General features: G+C 64.2%; 14 protein-coding genes and 1 tRNA gene. 10 read left to right on the top strand and 5 right to left on the bottom strand.

Features of this window, described 5'->3' with window-relative positions:
• The 4 genes from GFY24_RS00150 to GFY24_RS00135 all read left to right on the top strand — a co-directional run bounded on the left by GFY24_RS00150 (position 1) and on the right by GFY24_RS00135 (position 5,120).
• Positions 1-1,605, top strand: a complete 1,605-nt coding sequence (locus tag GFY24_RS00150; RefSeq protein WP_153802913.1) for an acyl-CoA synthetase — start codon at positions 1-3, stop codon at positions 1,603-1,605.
• Between the two features lie 69 nt (positions 1,606-1,674).
• Positions 1,675-2,385 carry an acetoacetate decarboxylase family protein gene (locus tag GFY24_RS00145; RefSeq protein WP_153802912.1) on the top strand — a complete coding sequence of 237 codons (711 nt, stop codon included), beginning with the start codon at positions 1,675-1,677 and terminating at the stop codon, positions 2,383-2,385.
• Positions 2,382-3,152, top strand: a complete 771-nt coding sequence (locus GFY24_RS00140) for an SDR family oxidoreductase (RefSeq protein WP_153802911.1) — start codon at positions 2,382-2,384, stop codon at positions 3,150-3,152. Before GFY24_RS00145 ends, GFY24_RS00140 begins: the two co-directional genes overlap by 4 nt.
• A 186-nt stretch (positions 3,153-3,338) precedes the next feature.
• Positions 3,339-5,120: an ABC transporter ATP-binding protein gene (locus GFY24_RS00135; RefSeq protein WP_153802910.1), complete on the top strand. Its 1,782-nt coding sequence runs from the start codon at positions 3,339-3,341 to the stop codon at positions 5,118-5,120.
• Between the two features lie 88 nt (positions 5,121-5,208).
• Here GFY24_RS00135 and GFY24_RS00130 read toward each other — a convergent pair whose 3' ends face one another.
• Positions 5,209-6,030, bottom strand: coding sequence for a crotonase/enoyl-CoA hydratase family protein (locus GFY24_RS00130; RefSeq protein WP_153802909.1), 822 nt, complete (start codon positions 6,028-6,030; stop codon positions 5,209-5,211).
• Between the two features lie 128 nt (positions 6,031-6,158).
• Between GFY24_RS00130 and GFY24_RS00125 the strand changes: the two genes are divergently transcribed.
• The 4 genes from GFY24_RS00125 to GFY24_RS00110 all read left to right on the top strand — a co-directional run bounded on the left by GFY24_RS00125 (position 6,159) and on the right by GFY24_RS00110 (position 11,016).
• Positions 6,159-7,751 (top strand): succinic semialdehyde dehydrogenase, encoded by a 1,593-nt coding sequence (locus tag GFY24_RS00125; protein WP_153802908.1) that lies wholly within the window; start codon positions 6,159-6,161, stop codon positions 7,749-7,751.
• 346 nt (positions 7,752-8,097) lie between these two features.
• Entirely contained in the window at positions 8,098-8,958 is an 861-nt protein-coding gene (locus GFY24_RS00120; RefSeq protein ID WP_153802907.1) for a hypothetical protein, read from the top strand.
• The gene (locus tag GFY24_RS00115; RefSeq protein WP_153802906.1) at positions 8,955-9,791 is read left to right on the top strand and encodes a Gfo/Idh/MocA family oxidoreductase; all 837 of its coding nucleotides are present in this window, start codon (positions 8,955-8,957) and stop codon (positions 9,789-9,791) included. The genes GFY24_RS00120 and GFY24_RS00115 overlap by 4 nt, the downstream gene beginning before the upstream one ends.
• On the top strand, positions 9,781-11,016 hold the full coding sequence (locus tag GFY24_RS00110; RefSeq protein WP_153802905.1) for a hypothetical protein: 1,236 nt from the start codon (positions 9,781-9,783) through the stop codon (positions 11,014-11,016). Before GFY24_RS00115 ends, GFY24_RS00110 begins: the two co-directional genes overlap by 11 nt.
• Positions 11,017-11,082: 66 nt before the next feature.
• Here the strand turns inward: GFY24_RS00110 and GFY24_RS00105 are convergent.
• The 3 genes from GFY24_RS00105 to GFY24_RS00095 all read right to left on the bottom strand — a co-directional run bounded on the left by GFY24_RS00105 (position 11,083) and on the right by GFY24_RS00095 (position 13,357).
• A tRNA-Pro gene (locus GFY24_RS00105) sits at positions 11,083-11,156 on the bottom strand.
• Positions 11,157-11,244: 88 nt separating this feature from the next.
• Complete coding sequence (locus GFY24_RS00100) at positions 11,245-12,342, bottom strand: hypothetical protein (protein ID WP_153802904.1); 1,098 nt, start codon at positions 12,340-12,342, stop codon at positions 11,245-11,247.
• Between the two features lie 52 nt (positions 12,343-12,394).
• On the bottom strand, positions 12,395-13,357 hold the full coding sequence (locus GFY24_RS00095) for a metallophosphoesterase (RefSeq protein ID WP_153802903.1): 963 nt from the start codon (positions 13,355-13,357) through the stop codon (positions 12,395-12,397).
• Between the two features lie 69 nt (positions 13,358-13,426).
• On the opposite strand from GFY24_RS00095, the gene GFY24_RS00090 reads away from it, so the two are divergent.
• On the top strand, positions 13,427-13,891 hold the full coding sequence (locus GFY24_RS00090; RefSeq protein WP_153802902.1) for a GatB/YqeY domain-containing protein: 465 nt from the start codon (positions 13,427-13,429) through the stop codon (positions 13,889-13,891).
• A 131-nt stretch (positions 13,892-14,022) separates the two neighbouring features.
• On the opposite strand, the gene GFY24_RS00085 is transcribed toward GFY24_RS00090, so the two are convergent.
• Positions 14,023-16,389: a transglycosylase domain-containing protein gene (locus GFY24_RS00085; protein WP_309230230.1), complete on the bottom strand. Its 2,367-nt coding sequence runs from the start codon at positions 16,387-16,389 to the stop codon at positions 14,023-14,025.
• 300 nt (positions 16,390-16,689) lie between these two features.
• Here GFY24_RS00085 and GFY24_RS00080 point away from each other — a divergent pair, with 300 nt between their 5' ends.
• Positions 16,690-17,013 (top strand): WhiB family transcriptional regulator, encoded by a 324-nt coding sequence (locus tag GFY24_RS00080; RefSeq protein WP_067569470.1) that lies wholly within the window; start codon positions 16,690-16,692, stop codon positions 17,011-17,013.
• Positions 17,014-17,080: the final 67 nt, after the last annotated feature.

Below are 17,080 nucleotides of genomic sequence, written 5' to 3'. Positions count from 1 at the left end.
ATGGCCCGCAACTTCGCCGACCTCTACGAACACGCCGCCGACGCCGTACCCGACCGGCTCGCAGTCATCGAGGGCGAGCGGCGGCGCACCTTCGCCGAACTCGACGCGCGGGCCAATCGGCTGGCGCACCACCTCGCCAATGCCGGGGCCCGGCCGGGCACGCATATCGGTTTCCACCTGCACAACGGCATCGAAACCCTGGAAACCCTGCTGGGCTGCTTCAAGATTCGCGCGGTTCCCGTCAATATCAACTATCGGTATCAGGCCGAGGAACTGCGGTACGTCTACGACAACGCCGACCTGGAAATGGTTGTGCACCATCGGTGTTACGCGCCGCTGCTCGAGGCGGTGCGGGGGCAGCTGCCCAAGCTGCGGCACAGTCTGGTGGTCGAGGACGATCGGGGCGGGGATCTCCCCACGCGCTCGACGCCCTTCGAGTGGGCACTCGAGAATTGTTCTCCTGCCCGGGAATTCGCCGAGCGCAGTGCCGATGACCTGTTCATCATGTACACCGGCGGCACCACCGGACTGCCCAAGGGCGTCATGTGGCGGCAGGAGGATATGTGGCGGGTACTCGGCGGTGGCATCGACTTCTATACCGGCGAACCGGTCGCCGACGAATATCAGCAGTCCCGGGCGGGTGCGGCCCAGGAACGGCCCATGCGCTGGTTCATACTGCCGCCGCTGATCCATGCCGCCGCCATGATGCCGACCTTCGTGGCGCTGTGGTCCGGGAACACCGTCCTGTTCGAACCCCGCTTCGATCCGGCGCGCGTCTGGCGGACCGTGGCACGGGAACGGCCGAATGTCCTGGTCATTACCGGTGATGCCCTGGCCCGGCCGCTCATCGACGCCTACCGGGCGGCCCCCGTCGACGCCTCCTCGGTTCTCTCCATCGGCTCCGGCGCGGCACAGCTCACCCAGTCGGTGAAGAACGAACTGCTGGAACTGTTTCCGGGCACCCTGGTCACCGAATCTATCGGATCATCCGAAACCGGTTTCGGCGGAATCGGTTTCGCGCAGCGGGATGACGACCCGGGGCGCGGGCCGCGGGTCAATACCGGGCGCGGTGTGGTGGTGGTCGACGATGACGGGCATCCGGTCGCGCCGGGCTCGGAGGGCTGGCTGGCCAAGACCGGCAATGTGCCGATCGGCTACTACAAGGATCCGGTCAAGACCGACAGGCTGTTCCGCACCGTCGACGGGCGGCGCATGGTCATAACCGATGACCGGGCGCGGGTCGAGGCGGACGGGGCCGTCACGCTCATCGGGCGCGGGAACATGGTGATCAATACCGGGGGCGAGAAGGTCTTTCCCGAAGAGGTCGAGGCCGTGGTCAAGGCGCATGAGAGCGTGTACGACGCGGTGGTCATCGGGATTCCGCACGAGCGTTGGGGGCAGTTGGTCGGCGCTGTGGTCTCGAGTGTCGCCGGCGTGGATTTCCCCGACCTCGAACGCCATGTGCGGGCGCACCTGGCCGGATACAAACTGCCCCGCCGGATCTGGGTGGTGGATACCGTCGCGCGTACGCCCAGTGGCAAACCCGACTACCGCTGGGCCGCAGCCCGGGCGGCCGCCGCCGCACCCGATCACGAGGTGCGATAACCGTCCGTTCTTCGGGATACCTTGGCTGAATCAATGGCGAACGTCACAGGAACCTGTTCTAATTCTGGCATGGCAGAGGCGCACACCGTGCTCGGTGAACAAGTTCGTATGCCGGTCGAGATCAGGCATGCCGATGCGAGCTCCGCGCTCTTCTTCGCGGATACCGCGGCCGCGCGCGAACTGCTCGCACCGGCCGGGCTGGAACCGGTCACCGTACTCGGCCGGGCGATTCTCTCGCTCGCCTTCGTGCGATACGTCGACGGGGATCTCGGGCCGTATCACGAATTCGCATTCTCGCTCATGGCGAAACAGCCGGGGCGCAAGGACAGCACGGGGGCCTATATCCACTGGCTGCCGGTGAATCAAAGCTTCACTCTCGAAGCGGGGCAATCGATTTGGGGATTCCCCAAGTTGATGGCCGATATCGATATCACGCCGGTGCGTGGCGGACAACGCTGTGAAGTACGGGTGGATGAGCAGCTCGTCATCGCGCTGCGGGTGCTCGATGGTGTGCCCATGCCGAGCGGAGCGGGCGGGACATCCATCGATGCGTACACCTCCAAGAACGGTGTGCTCCGGCGTACCCCGTGGGTGATGAATCCCAGCCGGGTCCGCGGCATGCCGGGCGGGGTGCGCGTCGAACTGGGCGACCATCCCATCTCGGAGCAACTGCGCGCCCTCGGCCTGCCCAGACGCGCGCTGTTCGCCAGCCGGATCGGCTCGCTCGCAATGACTTTCGAAGACGCCACCAGCGTCCTGCAGACCAAGGAGATCCGATGACCCAGATCGCACTCGTCACCGGAGCCGCCAGCGGCATGGGCCGAATCGTCGCAATGCGGCTCGCCGCCGCCGGCTGGAGGGTCGCCGCCGTCGACCTCAATCCCGGCGGGCTCGCCGAGACCGCCCAGCGCTCGCCCAATATGACCACCTACACCTGCGATGTCTCCGACCCCGAGCAGGTGCGCGCGGTCGTGGAGAAGGTACGCGGCGAACTCGGCACCATCGACCGGCTGGTGCACGCCGCCGGCATGTGCCACGTGCACGCCTCCGCGCTGAATCATGATGTGGCGCAGATCAAGAAGATGATGGATGTCAATTACATCGGCACCATCAACCTGTGCCAGGCAGTCATTCCGGCCATGAAACAGGCGGGCACCGGCACCGTGGTGCTGTTCGCCTCCGTAGCGGGCTGGCTGCCCTCACCCGGTATGGCCGGATACTCGGCATCCAAGTTCGCGGTCGTCGGATTCATCGACAGCCTCGCGTACGAACTGCAGGGCAGCGGCGTCCGACTGCTCGGACTCTGCCCGCCCATGGTTGAGACCGCCTTCCTGGACAAGGTGCGCGAAGAGAACGAATCGGTACTCGGCGGCGCGGGCGGGATGAGCCCCGAAGATGTTGTCGACGCGCTCGAAAAGGCGCTGTCCAAGTCGAAGACTCCGCTGTTCGTCTTCCCCGGCGAGGCCCGCCTCGCCTACCTCATGCGGCGATTCCTGCCCGGCGTCTCGCGCCGGATAGTGGCACGCATGATCAAGCCGACGGATTAACCGTCGCGCGGAAACCGGCTCGTGCTCCGACCGGTGACCGCATCGGGCGCTGGGCAATCGGGGCTCTGCGATTGCCCAGCCCCACCCCTTCACCGGCAATCGGCCGGCGAATAATCGCTGGCCCGGATGCCGTGCGCGCGAGAAAATGAGCCCTTCTGCTCGGACACCATTCGAGGGAGGGGACGGATGAGTTCACGCGCACCCGCGTTGCAGCTCGTACTTCGTTACTACGGACGAGAATTGGCTCGGCGCAAACTATTGACGCTGGGTGGCATGCTGGGGCCCGCCCTCGGCACCATCTGCCAGAACTACATCGCGCCACTGTTGGTCGCGGTGCTCATCGGGCGGGTCGCCGCCAGCGGGGACTCCGGGGTGTCCACGCTCGGACCGCTGGTCGTGGCCTTCGCGGGCGTGATCCTGCTCTCGGAAGTGCTGTGGCGCATCGGAATCCACTGCCTCAACCGGCTCGATGCCTACGGTATCGAGAGCCTGTACATCATCGCCATGGACGAACTGCTGGCCAAGGACGCGGCGTTCTTCCACAACAACTTCGCCGGATCGCTCACCAAACGATCGCTGAGCTTCGCGAGCCGTTTCGAACAGTTCGTCGACACCTTCGCCTTCGAGATCTTCGCCGCCGTGGTGCCACTCGGCTTCGCGGCGGTGGTGCTGTGGCGGTACGACCCCATGCTGGTGGTCGCGCTCATCGGGCTGATCCTGTTCACCGCCTTGATCATCACCCCGCTGATCCAGCGGCGGCAGGCGCTCGTCGACGAGCGCGAGGCCGCTATCGCGCTGGTCTCCGGGCATGTGGCAGACAGTCTGGCCAATATGCAGGTGGTGCGGGCCTTCGCCGCCGAACGGCAGGAGGCCGCCGAGCATCGGCGACGGGTCATCGATCAGCGGCGAAAGTCCTTGCGCTCCTGGGACTATGCCAACCTGCGGATCGACACCGTGGTGACACCGCTGGTCGCCGTCACCAATGTCGCCGGACTGCTCATCGTGCTCGGACTCGGTGGCGGGCACGCCTCGGTCACCGCGATCATGGTGGCATTCACCTACTACTGGAACGCCACCGGGATCATGTTCCGGTTCAACCAGATCTATCGGCGCTTGGAGAGCACGCTCACCGAGGCGGCACAATTCACCGAACTGCTGCTGAAGGAGCCCACCGTGGTGGATGTGGCGGAACCGGAAGCGTTGCAGCCCAAGGGATCCGATGTGCGATTCGACCGGGTGCACTTCGCGCACGGGGGAGCCGCACCACTGTTCACCGGATTGGATCTGCACGTGCCGAGCGGGTCCAAACTCGGGCTCGTCGGGCGTTCCGGCGGCGGTAAGACCACCCTCACCCAGCTGCTGCTACGCCTGATGGATGTCGACGAAGGCGTGATACGCATCGGCGGACAGGATATTTCGAAGCTGAAGCAGAGCGATCTACGCAGTCTGCTCGCCTATGTGCCACAGGATCCGGCCATGTTCCACCGCACCCTGCGGGAGAACATTCGCTTCGCCCGGCCCGAGGCCACCGACGAGGAGATCCAGCGCGCCGCCAAGGCCGCACACGTCACCGAATTCGCCGACGCACTACCGCAGGGCATGGAAACGCTGCTCGGTGAGCGCGGCGTGAAACTCTCCGGCGGACAACGGCAACGAGTCGCGCTCGCCCGCGCCATACTGCGGGACGCGCCCATCCTATTGCTGGACGAAGCCACCAGCGCCCTCGACTCCGAGAGCGAAAAGCTTGTGCAGCAAGCACTCTGGGAGTTGATGGCGGGGCGTACGGCGCTGGTGGTCGCACACCGGCTGAGCACCGTCGCCGGTATGGACCGGCTGGTGGTACTTGATCACGGGCGGATCGTCGAGTCCGGCACCCATGAGCAGCTACTGCGCGCGGAAGGAACGTACGCGCAGCTGTGGCGGCATCAATCGGGTGGCTTCCTCGGCGACGAATTGATCGCGGGCTGAGCCCTCCGTCATCCCGGCGCGCTTCTTGGCCGGGATCCACTGCACCGGTGTGGATCCCGGCCAAAAGCATGCCGGGATGACGTGGGGACTACTTGCCCCGGAAGTTCGGCTTGCGCTTCTCCGCGAACGCGCGCGGGCCCTCTTTCGCGTCCTCGCTGCGGAAGACCGGCAGGCCGACCTTCGCATCGATCTTCCACGCCTCGTCCTCGTGCATGCCCTCGGTATCGCGCATGACCTTCAGAATCGCCTGAACCGCGAGCGGCCCATTGTTATTGATCAGCTCGGCGATCTCCAGCGCCTTGTCCAGCGCGGTCCCGTCCGGCACCACATGGCCGATCAGGCCGAACTTCAGCGCCTCGGCGGCGGTAATGTGCCGACCGGTCAGCAGCAGCTCCGCGGCGACGGTGTACGGGATCTGGCGGGGCAGCCGCACGGCCGAACCGCCCATCGGGAACAGGCTCCACTTCGCCTCGGAGACACCGAATTTGGCGCTCTCACCGGCGACACGGATATCGGTGCCCTGCAGGATCTCGGTACCGCCCGCGATGGCCGGGCCCTCGACGGCCGCGATGAGCGGCTTGATGAGCCGGAAACCCTTGAGCAGACCCGGCATCCGGGTCGGATCGAAGGCGCTGCCCTCGGTCATACCGTCACTCGGGTTACGCTTGGACATGGCCTTGAGGTCCGCGCCCGCGCAGAACGCGCCACCCGCACCGGTGAGGATGCACGAGCGGATCTCGGGATCGCTGTTCACCCGCTCCCACGCCTCGGTCATGATGCTCAGCATCTCGCCGGTCAACGCGTTCTTGGCGTTCGGGCGGTTCATGGTGACGATCAGCGTGCCGCCACGCTTCTCCACGAGAGCATGAGGCTCGGTATTGCTACTTGTTTCAGCAGTTGCTGTCGTCATCGCCGACCTTTCTTTCCGCAGATTCCGGGACGAAACTACCCCGCGCCGTTGTCTTGAACAATAACGTGTTCTAGTTTGGATCATGGTGACCGCCGTCACGGGCGGCAAGGTATGGGAGAGACGACGCCATGAGTGCAACGAGTACGCAGAGCAAGCTGCCGCCCCGGGTTACGGAATCCTTGATCAACCGGCTCACCGGCATGGTGACCGCGGGCAAGGCGGGCGAGACCCGCGAACCCTGCGAAATGATCGAGGTCTACACCGGCGACGTGGTCGGCCAGCTGCCGCAGTCCTCGCCCGAAGACGTCCTGAAAGCCGTCGAGATCGCCCGCGCCGCCCAGGTCGAGTGGGCCGCCCGACCGCTCAAGCAGCGCCTCGAGGTCTTCGAGCGTGCGCATGAGCTCATCCTCACCGAGATCGAGACCATTGCCGACCTGATCCAGATCGGTTGCGGTAAGGCTCGTCGCATGGCCATCGAAGAAGCCTGCGACACACCGATGGTCATCGCGCACTACCTCAAGACCGCGGAGAAGACGCTGCGCTCCAAGAAGCGCAGCGGGCCGATGCCGGTCATCACCAGCTCCACCGAGGAGCACCGGCCCAAGGGTGTCGTCGCGGTCATCGCACCGTGGAACTTCCCCTTCGCCATTTCGATGTCCGACTCCACCCCGGCGCTGATGGCGGGCAACGGTCTGGTGTTGAAGCCGGACAACAAGACCGCGCTGTGCACCCTGTTCGGCATCGAACTGCTGCACAAGGCGGGCCTGCCGCGCGGACTCGTCCAGGTCGTGTGTGGTGTCGGTCCGGATGTCGGCCCGACGCTCATCGACAATGTCGACTTCGTCATGTTCACCGGCTCCACCAACACCGGCCGCACCATCGGTGAGCAGGCCGGCCGCAACCTCATCGGCTGCTCGCTCGAACTCGGCGGCAAGAACCCGATGATCGTCCTGGACGACGTCAACCTCGACGAATGCATCCCCAGCGCCAGCTTCGCCGTCTTCGGCAATACCGGCCAGGCGTGCATGCACATCGAGCGCATCTACGTACAGGAGCGCATCTACGACGAGTTCGTGCGCCGATTCGTCGCCGCCGCAGAGGAATTGGGCGGCAAGGCCGGAGCAACCTACGACTTCGACCCCGAAATGGGCTCACTCGTCTCGGTCGACCACATGAAGCGCGTCGCCGCCCACGTCGACGAGGCCCGCGAGAAGGGCGCGACTGTCCTCACCGGCGGCAAGCCCCGCCCCGACATCGGCCCCGCCTTCTACGAGCCCACCGTCCTCACCGGCGTCACCACGGACATGGAACACGCCACCAAGGAGACCTTCGGCCCCGTCGTCTCCATCTACAAGTTCGGCACCGACGAAGAGGCCATCCGCCTCGCCAACGACACCGACTACGGCCTCAACGCCAGCGTCTGGGCCGGCGACTTCGCCCGCGCCGGCCGCATCGCCGACAAGATCGAAGCCGGCGCCATCAACATCAACGACGGCTTCGTCACCACCTACGCCGCCAAAGGCACCCCCTCCGGCGGCGTCAAGAGCTCCGGCGTCGGCACCCGCCACGGCGCCGCAGGCATCCTGAAGTACACCGACACCATCAATGTCGGCGTGCAGAAGAAGCAGATCCTGGCCGCTCGCTCGGGCATGCCCTACGAGAAGCAACTCAAGTCGACGCTCATGACCCTGCGCCTCATGAAGAAGCTCCACCTGGGCTGAGCACCCTGAAATAGCTTGCACGCCAACGATCCCCAGCCCTACTCGGCTGGGGATCGTTGTGCATTCACGACCGCTCGGCACACCGGCCGGCCCCACCACCGAAGCCGCCGCCATTTCTCCATGTACTCCGTTGTGGCGCGGTACGATTCGGCGCAGCGACACCAGCGACGGATGGCCGGTGAGACGAATGCTTCGGGACCTTCACAGACCATCGACGAAGACCCTGGTTGTCGGCGGTGGGCCGGTTGCCGCGCTGATTGTCGCCACCTTGGCGCACGGCGAGGGAACCACAGACTGGATAACCGGGCAGAGATGGGAACCCCCACCGCGGCGATCTCCGTTCAGCGTGGAGAACATTCCGGATCCGGTTGAAATAGTGATGCCGGGGGATCCCGACGCCAGGACCGCGCACACCTTGAAGTCACGTGAGTATGAGGCCCTCATAATCGCCCAGCCACCCTGGGTAGCCCGTAACACCATTATTGATTGTGAGATAGCCGAGATTCGACCACCTTGCGTCCTGGTGTCGGCGAACGGGTTCTGGCCGGGTGCCTATGATATTCCAGGCCGCAGCATCGGTTCAATCAGTGTTACGTGCGCGGTCGGGAATATCGATGATCGCCTGGTGTATTCGCCGCGGACGTCGGGTTATATTGTGGGTCCGAGTAGTGCTTATGTCGAATATTTCTCGAAGTGTGCACAAAATTCCGGTCTCGCTTGTGAAATTGTTGGCGACTGCAGGACGGCCGCGTACTCGAAGTGCCTGGTGAATATCCCACTTACGCTTCAGTACGGCCTGTCGGACTGTGGCGAATCGCAGCTGATATCGAACCCGGATGTGGTTTTCCGCGAAGCACTGCAGATAGTTGAATTCACGGGTTTGATGAAATCTTTAGATGTTGAAATCGGTCCCACTCCGGGGTTTGATTCAATAGGGTTGATTCAAGCCTCGCGTCGGGTCGCCGATATTCCGGACGATCCGGTCGCGATGGATAATCTGCGCGGTATTCTGCGGAACTGGCGGCAGGGTCGGAATCCTGCATTGGGTGTGAAGATCCGGCGGGAGCGCGGCCGTACTGCTGTAGAGGAAATCGAGTGGGTATGGGGTCGAATATTGACACGCGCTCGAACTGTGGGAGCATCGCTACCCGTTACTGAATCGCTGTACGCGCGCGTTCTATCCGACTCCAGTGGAGGCGCCAGGTGAACTACTTGATTGTCGGACTCGGCCGCCGCGGAGCACTGCACCTCGAATGCATCGAAGAATCCAGAAAATCGCAGACAGTGTTCACCTTCGACACCCGTGAATCAATCATGGAAGTCGGTGCAGACTACCGTATGGCGCTATCCAAGCAAATAGATTCCATATTGAAATGGAAACGGCCGCTGCGACTCGCTGTAATCGCCACACCCCCGGTCAGTCATATGTCTATTCTTTCGCTGTTGTTGGGCTTGAATTGCCGGGTAATAGTGGAGAAGCCGATAGTTTCATGTGCTGCGGAGGTGTCGGCGCTGGAGCGGCTGTCGCGGTCGGAGCGCGAAAGGGTTTTCGTCGGATATTCCGAGCGCTTCAACCCGGTTGTGGCAGCGGCTCGCGCGCGCATTTGCGCGACTGTGCGTGCCGGTGGGGTACAGCGCCTGAAATTCGATCGTGGGCGCCCGGAGAGTCGGCTTGGATACCCCGCGGAACCGTGCCTGGAGTTGATGGTTCACGATCTCGATTTCGTGCTGAATCGTGTATTTCCGAAATCGCCGACGGATGGACTCGTATCCTGTCACTCGGAACGCTTGTGCACGGTCAGTGGATTAATCGACGGCATCCACGTCGTCTTAAAAAGTCGGTGGACAGAGGGTGGGTCCATTTCGACCGCGGTGGTCGATGATATGAAAGGACGTATTGAGGTGGACCTGTCATCGGGTGGCGATATCGGCCGCATGCTCGCCCTGAAGAACCAGTTGGACATTGTCGAATCCACATCGGCATCGGCCGATGTGGCCGGTGAGATCCGAGTTCTGCGGGTGCTGCTCGATGGCCGGTAGCATCAGCGGCAGCAGATTCGTTCCGCGCTGGCTGCGGTTCCCCGTCAACTATCTGCGGATTCTGGCAATACTCTTCGGCATCGTGTTGGTTTTCATTACCGCGTACTGGATTCTGGGCCGCTCGGGTGGAAACCTCTTGGCTACGAATGTTTTCTTCGCAGCTCTCGGCGCATTCCTGGGTGTTATCTGGCCGGCGGTACGCCGGGCGATAATCAGAGCGAGAAGTCCGGTCGAAGTTGGGGAGTATCTGGTATTCGCCGGACAAAAATTTCCTTTCAAGGTTATCGACGGGCCGACGCTGTATCAGCCACAGGACCTCGTTTTGAACGTAACCGGGAACCTTGAACTTCCTGCCACACTGCAGCGGGCGAAGAACCATATGGCCGAACGTATGCGTAGCTATCGGGGAAGCCAGGTTCTTTTTGATGGGGATTGCTATCTGGCGGTGGGCCAACCCATGGTCCGGCGGAGTTGGGAGAATATTCGCGAACGCCCCACCGTGGTCGTCGATCTCAAGAAGACATCCTACTTTGTACGCGTCCTCTGCCGCGGGGCCCTCGCGCGCTCGATCGAAGAACATATCGCCATGGACTGGCCGACGGATATTCCCTCACTGCATGATCTGCGGCGCAGCATCATAACGCTGTCGGATGGCTTTTCCCCATTTTTGCATCCGGGTGCTGGAATAAATCTCTGCTTGGTCGCATATGACCGCATGGGGCGGCCTTGGACGCTTGTGCAGAAGCGGGGGACCGGTATTGCCGAGAACACCGGCGTATGGGCGACCTCGATACACGAGTCATTCTCATCGGACGATTTCACGGCGGACGACACGATCGATCCTTTTCTCACCGCAGCGCGCGGCGCCCGGGAAGAACTCGGCATTTCGCTGACCAAGATTCAATACTTCGTGGTCGGTATAGATGAGGGTTCCCTGCCCGGTGATCAGGTCTCGCGTTCCGGTGGCTTGGAACTGATCGGCTACGCGGAGACGAGCCTGCCCGCAGAGCGGCTGGAGGACACCAGATTCCGCGGCAGGGACAAGTTCGAGGCCGAAGAGCTGATCGCCACTCAGCTGAGCGTGGAGGCCATCCTGAAGGTCCTGCAGAGCTCTCCGCCGGAGCGCTGGTTCCCGCCCGCCCTGCTGGCCGTTCTGGAGACTCTGGAGCGGTTTCGCCCCGGTTCCTGGCACCGACTCGCCGCAGCCCTCGATTCCACTCACTGAGCAGGTTTCAGACAGCAGAAAGGCCCCGACCGAAGTCAGGGCCTTTCTTGTGTCTCAACCAACACGTCGGGGTGACAGGATTTGAACCTGCGACCTCTTCGTCCCGAACGAAGCGCGCTACCAAGCTGCGCCACACCCCGTGATGTGAACGTGGAGTAGCTTAACCGATGGGTGGCGTTGATGGTAAATCGGGTGGTCAGGCGGGGTAAATGGGGGGAATTTCCGGGGCTAGAGGGGGCGGATGCTGGCCAGGATTTTCTTGGCCAGGCCGGGGTCTACGGAACCGGTTACGCCGGTGTCGGCGGCGATGGTGAAGACGAAGGCGCCGTTGTCGCCGGGGAAGGCGAAGGTGTAGATCGAGAAGGTGGTGGCGCAACCGACGGACGGGGGCGGGGCGTTGCCCTTGGTTTCCTGGTAGATGCCCTGTAGTTGGCCGTTGGTATTGGCGAAGGTTTCGGTCGCGCCGGGGGTGGAGCCGGTGGCGGTGGACCAGCCGATCTTGGCCATGCGGGTGGAGATATCGGTGGCCGCCTTGGCGGGGTCCGTCTCGTTGGACTGGCTCAGAAAGACGTTGGTGCGCACGTAATTCGGGCAATAGTCGAGGCCGTCCTGCGCCAGGCCCGCGATGGGGACCGAATCGCCGCCGCCGTCGAAACTGCTCTGGCCGGTGCGATCCAGCCTCCACTCCTTCGGAATGTCATATGCCGCACCGTTATCCGGGATCGTCACCACCTGATAGCCGGGGATGACGGCGGCCGGGGTGGACACCTTCGTCGACGTGGCGGTCTTGGGGGAGGTGGTGGGCTGCGAACCCGACGGGGTGGTGGTGAGGGCGCTGATGAGCGACGGCGTCGTATTCGAGTGTGCCGAAGGCTCATTCGAGCCGCGGTTCACCAGGACGACGGTGACGACCACGCCGATGATCGCGAGGACGAGCACGCCGATACCGGCGAACAACCAGCCCTTGCGATTACCGCCGCCGGACGGTGGCTGGGGGCCGTAACCGGGCGGTGGACCGTAGCCGGGCGGCGGCGTCTGATACGGCGTAGGGCCGGACTGGTACGGGGACTGCTGATACGGCTGATTGGGCGCACTCTGATACGGCTGCCCCGGATAGGGCTGCCCCGCCGGGAACGGCGTGGTCGGCTGCGGATATCCCTGGTGAATCGTCGGATCCGACTGCCCCACACCGTAATTCGGTGCGGGCTGCTGCGGATGCGCCGCCGCCGACTGCCAGGGCGAATCCTGGCTCGGCACCCCCTGCCACCAGTCCGGATCCGGACCTCGGGTCGTCGGATCCTCGTTCGGTTCATTACCACTGGCCACGGCACACCCCTGACTGACGACTACATACCGCGTTGTATATCGCGGCGGACGCCTATCGCGCGACAGCCTCCGAAGTGGTGCGCCCGCGACCCGATTCGGCGACCGGCTGCTTCGGCGGCGCGCCGACGAGCGTCACCAGCGTGGCCTCCGGACGACAGCAGAACCGGTACGGCGCCCACGGCGAAGTACCCAGCCCGGCCGAGACATGCAGTTTGGTGTGCGCGCCCCACTGCGAGGGACCCTTCACCCGCGCCCGGTCGATACCGCAATTGGTAACCAGCGCACCGAAACCCGGGATACACAGCTGCCCGCCATGGGTATGCCCCGCCATGATCAGGTCGTAACCGTCACCCGCGAAACGATCCAGCACCCGCGGCTCCGGCGAATGCGTGAGCCCGATACTCAAGTCCGCCAGCGGATTCGGCGCACCCGCCACGGTGTCGTAGCGATCCCGCTGCAGATGCGGGTCATCCACGCCCGCGGTCGAGATCTTCACCCCGGCGACCTCGATATCGCGGCGCACATGCGTCAGATCCAGCCAGCCCCGCTCGGTGAACGCGGCCCGCAGATCCTGCCACGGCAGCGGATCACCGAAAACCCGCTTGTGATCCTTCTTGAAGTACTTCAGCGGATTCTTCGGCACCGGCGCGAAATAGTCGTTCGACCCGAACACGAAAATGCCGGGACGCGCCAGCAACCCGCCCAGCGCCTGCACCACCGCGGGCACCGACTTCATATGCGAGAGATTGTCACCGGTGTTCACCACCAGATCCGGTTCCAGGCGATCCAGCTCCCGCAGCCACGCCTGCTTCAACTGCTGACCGGGCATCATGTGCAGGTCGGAGATGTGCAAGACACGTAGCGAGGGTTTACCCGGGGCCAGCACCGGCAGTGTTGCCTCACGCAGGGTGAAGGCATTGCGCTCGATCAGCGTGGCGTATCCGACTCCGGCGACGGCGGCCCCCGCGGCTCCCAGAGCGGTACGGCGAAGGGTGGCGGTCGAGATTACGGGCATTTGCCCAGAATAGGCGACCCGTTGAAAATGCGTCGAGCCTCGCGGGTGATGGGCGGTACCGTGGCGGCCATGTCGGAACTCAAATCGAAGCTGCGCGCGGATCTCACCACCGCAATGAAGGCCAAGGACACGCTGCGCCTCAATACGGTGCGCATGCTGCTCGCCGCCGTGCAGACCGCCGAGGTCGCCGGCACCCAGGCCAAGGAACTCAGCGACGCCGAGGTCATCGCCGTCCTGTCCAAGGAAGCGAAGAAGCGCAACGAGGCCGCCGTCGTCTACGAACAGGCCGGGCGCGGAGAACTCGCCGCCACCGAGCGCGCCGAAGAGCAGATCATCGACGAATACCTGCCGACCCCGCTCACCGACGCCGAGGTGGCCGATATCGCCGACACCGCCATTGCCGATGTCGCCGAGCAGCTGGGGGAGCGCCCGGGCATGCGGCAGATGGGTCAGGTCATGAAGATCGCCACCGCCCTGGCGGCCGGGCGTGCCGACGGCACCCGCGTGTCGGCGGCGGTCAAAGCGCGGCTCTGAGCGCTGCGCACCAGGTTTCGTGGCCCCGCACCGACACCGGTGCGGGGCCACGTGCGTTTTGTGGTCGGTGAACGACCGTGGCCCCTCGCCAATCGGCAAGGGGCCACGCTCAGTTCGTCACTCGAATCCCGTTATCGCGGAATCGGGATGGGGATCGGGATGGGTGGCAGCTGCGGCAGCCCCGGTATCTGAATGCCCGGGACCGTCGGCTGCGGGGCATTCGACGCCGGCAGTGGATGCTGGGTGCCGTCGCTCACGTAGATCGTGATCACCGAGCCCGGAATCGCCGAACCATCCGGCGAGATGCTCATGACCGTCCCCTTGTTCGCACCGGGAGCCGAGGTCACCGACACCTGGAAGCCCGCGGCGATCAGACTCGCGGTCGCCTCGGACTGGTTCTGGCCGATCACATCCGGAATCTGCGAATTGTTCGAACCGCGCACGTACTTGTCGTCCAGCGGTGGTAGGCCCAGCGGCGGGAACTTGCCGAGCACATTCTTCATCGCGCCCAGCCACGTCCGTGCCGGTTCATTACCGCCGAACAGATTGCCGCTGCCGCAGTTGCGCAGCGGATACGAGCAGATCTCGCCCGGAGTCGGGCTGTCGCCGTAGATGTACGCCGAGCCCGCGAACGAGTTGCTGAACGCCAGGAAGGCCGAGGAGCGGTGCGTCTCGGTGGTTCCGGTCTTGGCGGACAGCGGGAAGTTCCAGCCCACCGATCCGGCCGCACCCGCACCGGTACCGGACACCACGTCCTTGCCGAGCGCGTTGGCGAGGGTATTCGCCAGCCCGGGATCGACCACCTGCTCACACGCCTGCTGTGTGAGCGGCACCGTCTTACCGCTGCGATCCACCACCTCCTTGATCGGAGTGGGCGGGCACCAGCGACCGCTGGAGGCCAGCGTCGCGGCCACATTCGACAGTTCGAGGGCGTTCACGCCGACCGGGCCGAGGGTGAACGAGCCGAGGTTCTGATCCTTGACCATGTCGGCCAGGCTCTGATTGCCATGCCCGGAGGTGCCCGGCTGCGCGTACGAGCGCATACCCAGGCGCACCGCCATATCCACGGTCGGGGTGACGCCCACGGCCTGAATCAGCTTGACGAAGGCCGTATTCGGCGAGGTCGCGAGGGCCTCGGTCACCGACATGGGCGACTTGTACGCGCCCGCGTTCTTGACGCAGTACGTCTCGGCCGGGCAGCCCGGCGTGCCACTGTTACCCATGCCCTTGGCGGAGAAGTTCGCGGGCACGTCCAGCTGAGCGTTGATGCCCAGCCCCTTCTCCATCGCGGCGGCCGTGGTGAAGATCTTGAAAATCGAGCCCGCGCCATCGCCGACCAGCGAATACGGCTGCGGCTGCACGGTTTGATGCGCATTACCGTCCAGCCCGTAGGTGCGGCTGGACGCCATCGCCAGCAGCGGATGCGAATCCTGGCCGGGGGCAATGACATTCATGACCGAGGCAATATCGTCCAGATTCGGATCCGCGTTCGCGGTGACCGACGCCTTGGTCGAGTTCTGCACATCCGGATCGAGGGTGGTACGAATCAGGTAGCCGCCCTTGTCGATCTGGTCGCGGCTGATGCCCGCGTTGGCCAGGTACTGCAGCGCGTAATCGCAGAAGAACCCGCGGTCATCGGCGGCGATACAGCCGCGCGGCAGGCCCTTGGGCTCGGGCAGCACGCCCAGCGGATCGGTCTTGGCCTTGCGGAATTCGTCGGCCCGGCTGGGGATATTGGCGATCAGCGTGTCCAGCACGGTGTTCCGGCGCTCCAGCACGCCCGCCGGGTTGGTGTACGGGTTCAGCTTGGAGCTGGACTGCACCATGCCGGCCAGCATGGCCGACTGCACGATGGTCAGATCCTTGGCGTCCACGCCGAAGTAGGTCTGCGCGGCGTCCTGGATGCCGTAGGACGAGTTGCCGAACGGCACCAGGTTCAGATAGCGGGTGAGGATCTCGTCCTTGGTGAGCTGCTTGTCCAGCGTCATCGCCATGCGGATCTCACGGATCTTGCGGGCGGGTGTGGTCTCGGTGGCGGCGCGGCGTTCGGCGTCGGTCTTGGCCACCACCAGCAGCAGGTAGTTCTTCACATACTGCTGGTCGATGGTCGAACCACCCTGCTGCACTTCGCCGCCGCTGGTGTTGGTCAGGAAGGCCCGGAAGGTGCCTTGCCAGTCCACGCCACCGTGTTCGGCGAAGCGTTTGTCCTCCACGGACACGAGCGAGAGCTTCATGTCGTTGGAGATCTTGTCGCTGGGGACTTCGAATCGCCGCTGCTCGTACAGCCATGCGAACGGCTGCCCGTTCGCGTCGACCATGGTCGACACCGCCGGGACCGCGCCCTCCACCAATTCGGCGGAGACGTTGTCTACGGCGTCGGCGGCTCGGTTCGAGATATAGCCGAAGCCGCCGGCGAGTGGAAACAGCAGCCCGGCGAGGAGAACGGCGGCCAGGACACAGCTGCCGGCCAGTCTCGCGAGCGTTCGTGTGATCGGCACGACCCATAGCCTAATTGCCCTTTCCGGCGCTCGGCGTCCGCCCGGGCAAGGGTGTCCATTCGTCGCAATCATGCCGACTGCCCGGTTTTAGGCAACGAATGCATGGACGGACGTACCAGAAAATCTCAGGACGGTCTTGCGCTGGCCGTGCACCACTATCTAGATTGAGAACCCAGTGTGATAGAGCTAACACTCAAAGTGGAATGTGGTGCAGTTCGCAGTGGGGTTGGGTATCTGCGCGCTGCACACGCGATTCTGGAGCGCCGTGACCCGGTGTTCGGACTGCAAAGGGGCACTTAAATGCACATGACTACCCCGATAGCTCGATTGGACGTGGAGCAGGCCGAAGCGAGGATCGCCTGGGTCTCCCAGGCGCGATGCAAGGAAGTGGATCCCGACCAGTTGTTCGTGCGAGGCGCGGCGCAGCGCAAAGCGGCAACCATCTGCCGGCACTGCCCGGTCCTGATGGAGTGCGGGGCCGATGCCCTGGACAACCGCGTCGAGTTCGGTGTGTGGGGCGGCATGACCGAGCGGCAGCGCCGTGCGCTGCTCAAGCAGCATCCCGAGGTGACATCCTGGGCCGATTTCTTCCGGGTCCAGCGCACGCAGAAAGTAGCCATGTAACCCCTATCCCCCATAAGCAGAGTGGACCGAGCCCGCAGCTGCGGGCTCGGTCCATTTCCGGGGTAGG

Origin of the sequence: Nocardia sp. SYP-A9097 (assembly GCF_009649815.1) — a bacterium.
Taxonomy (GTDB): Bacteria; Actinomycetota; Actinomycetes; order Mycobacteriales; family Mycobacteriaceae; genus Nocardia.
The sequence above is the reverse complement of the archived record's forward strand: the minus strand, read 5'-3'. Positions and strand labels throughout refer to the sequence as shown.

Bases quoted from the DNA above. Each gene is read 5' to 3' on its own strand.
- GFY24_RS00150 (WP_153802913.1), top strand. From the start codon at position 1: ATGGCCCGCAACTTCGCCGACCTCTACGAACACGCCGCCGACGCCGTA.
- GFY24_RS00145 (WP_153802912.1), top strand. From the start codon at position 1,675: ATGGCAGAGGCGCACACCGTGCTCGGTGAACAAGTTCGTATGCCGGTC.
- GFY24_RS00140 (WP_153802911.1), top strand. From the start codon at position 2,382: ATGACCCAGATCGCACTCGTCACCGGAGCCGCCAGCGGCATGGGCCGA.
- GFY24_RS00135 (WP_153802910.1), top strand. From the start codon at position 3,339: ATGAGTTCACGCGCACCCGCGTTGCAGCTCGTACTTCGTTACTACGGA.
- GFY24_RS00130 (WP_153802909.1), bottom strand. From the start codon at position 6,030: ATGACGACAGCAACTGCTGAAACAAGTAGCAATACCGAGCCTCATGCT.
- GFY24_RS00125 (WP_153802908.1), top strand. From the start codon at position 6,159: ATGAGTGCAACGAGTACGCAGAGCAAGCTGCCGCCCCGGGTTACGGAA.
- GFY24_RS00110 (WP_153802905.1), top strand. From the start codon at position 9,781: ATGGCCGGTAGCATCAGCGGCAGCAGATTCGTTCCGCGCTGGCTGCGG.
- GFY24_RS00095 (WP_153802903.1), bottom strand. From the start codon at position 13,357: ATGCCCGTAATCTCGACCGCCACCCTTCGCCGTACCGCTCTGGGAGCC.
- GFY24_RS00090 (WP_153802902.1), top strand. From the start codon at position 13,427: ATGTCGGAACTCAAATCGAAGCTGCGCGCGGATCTCACCACCGCAATG.
- GFY24_RS00080 (WP_067569470.1), top strand. From the start codon at position 16,690: ATGCACATGACTACCCCGATAGCTCGATTGGACGTGGAGCAGGCCGAA.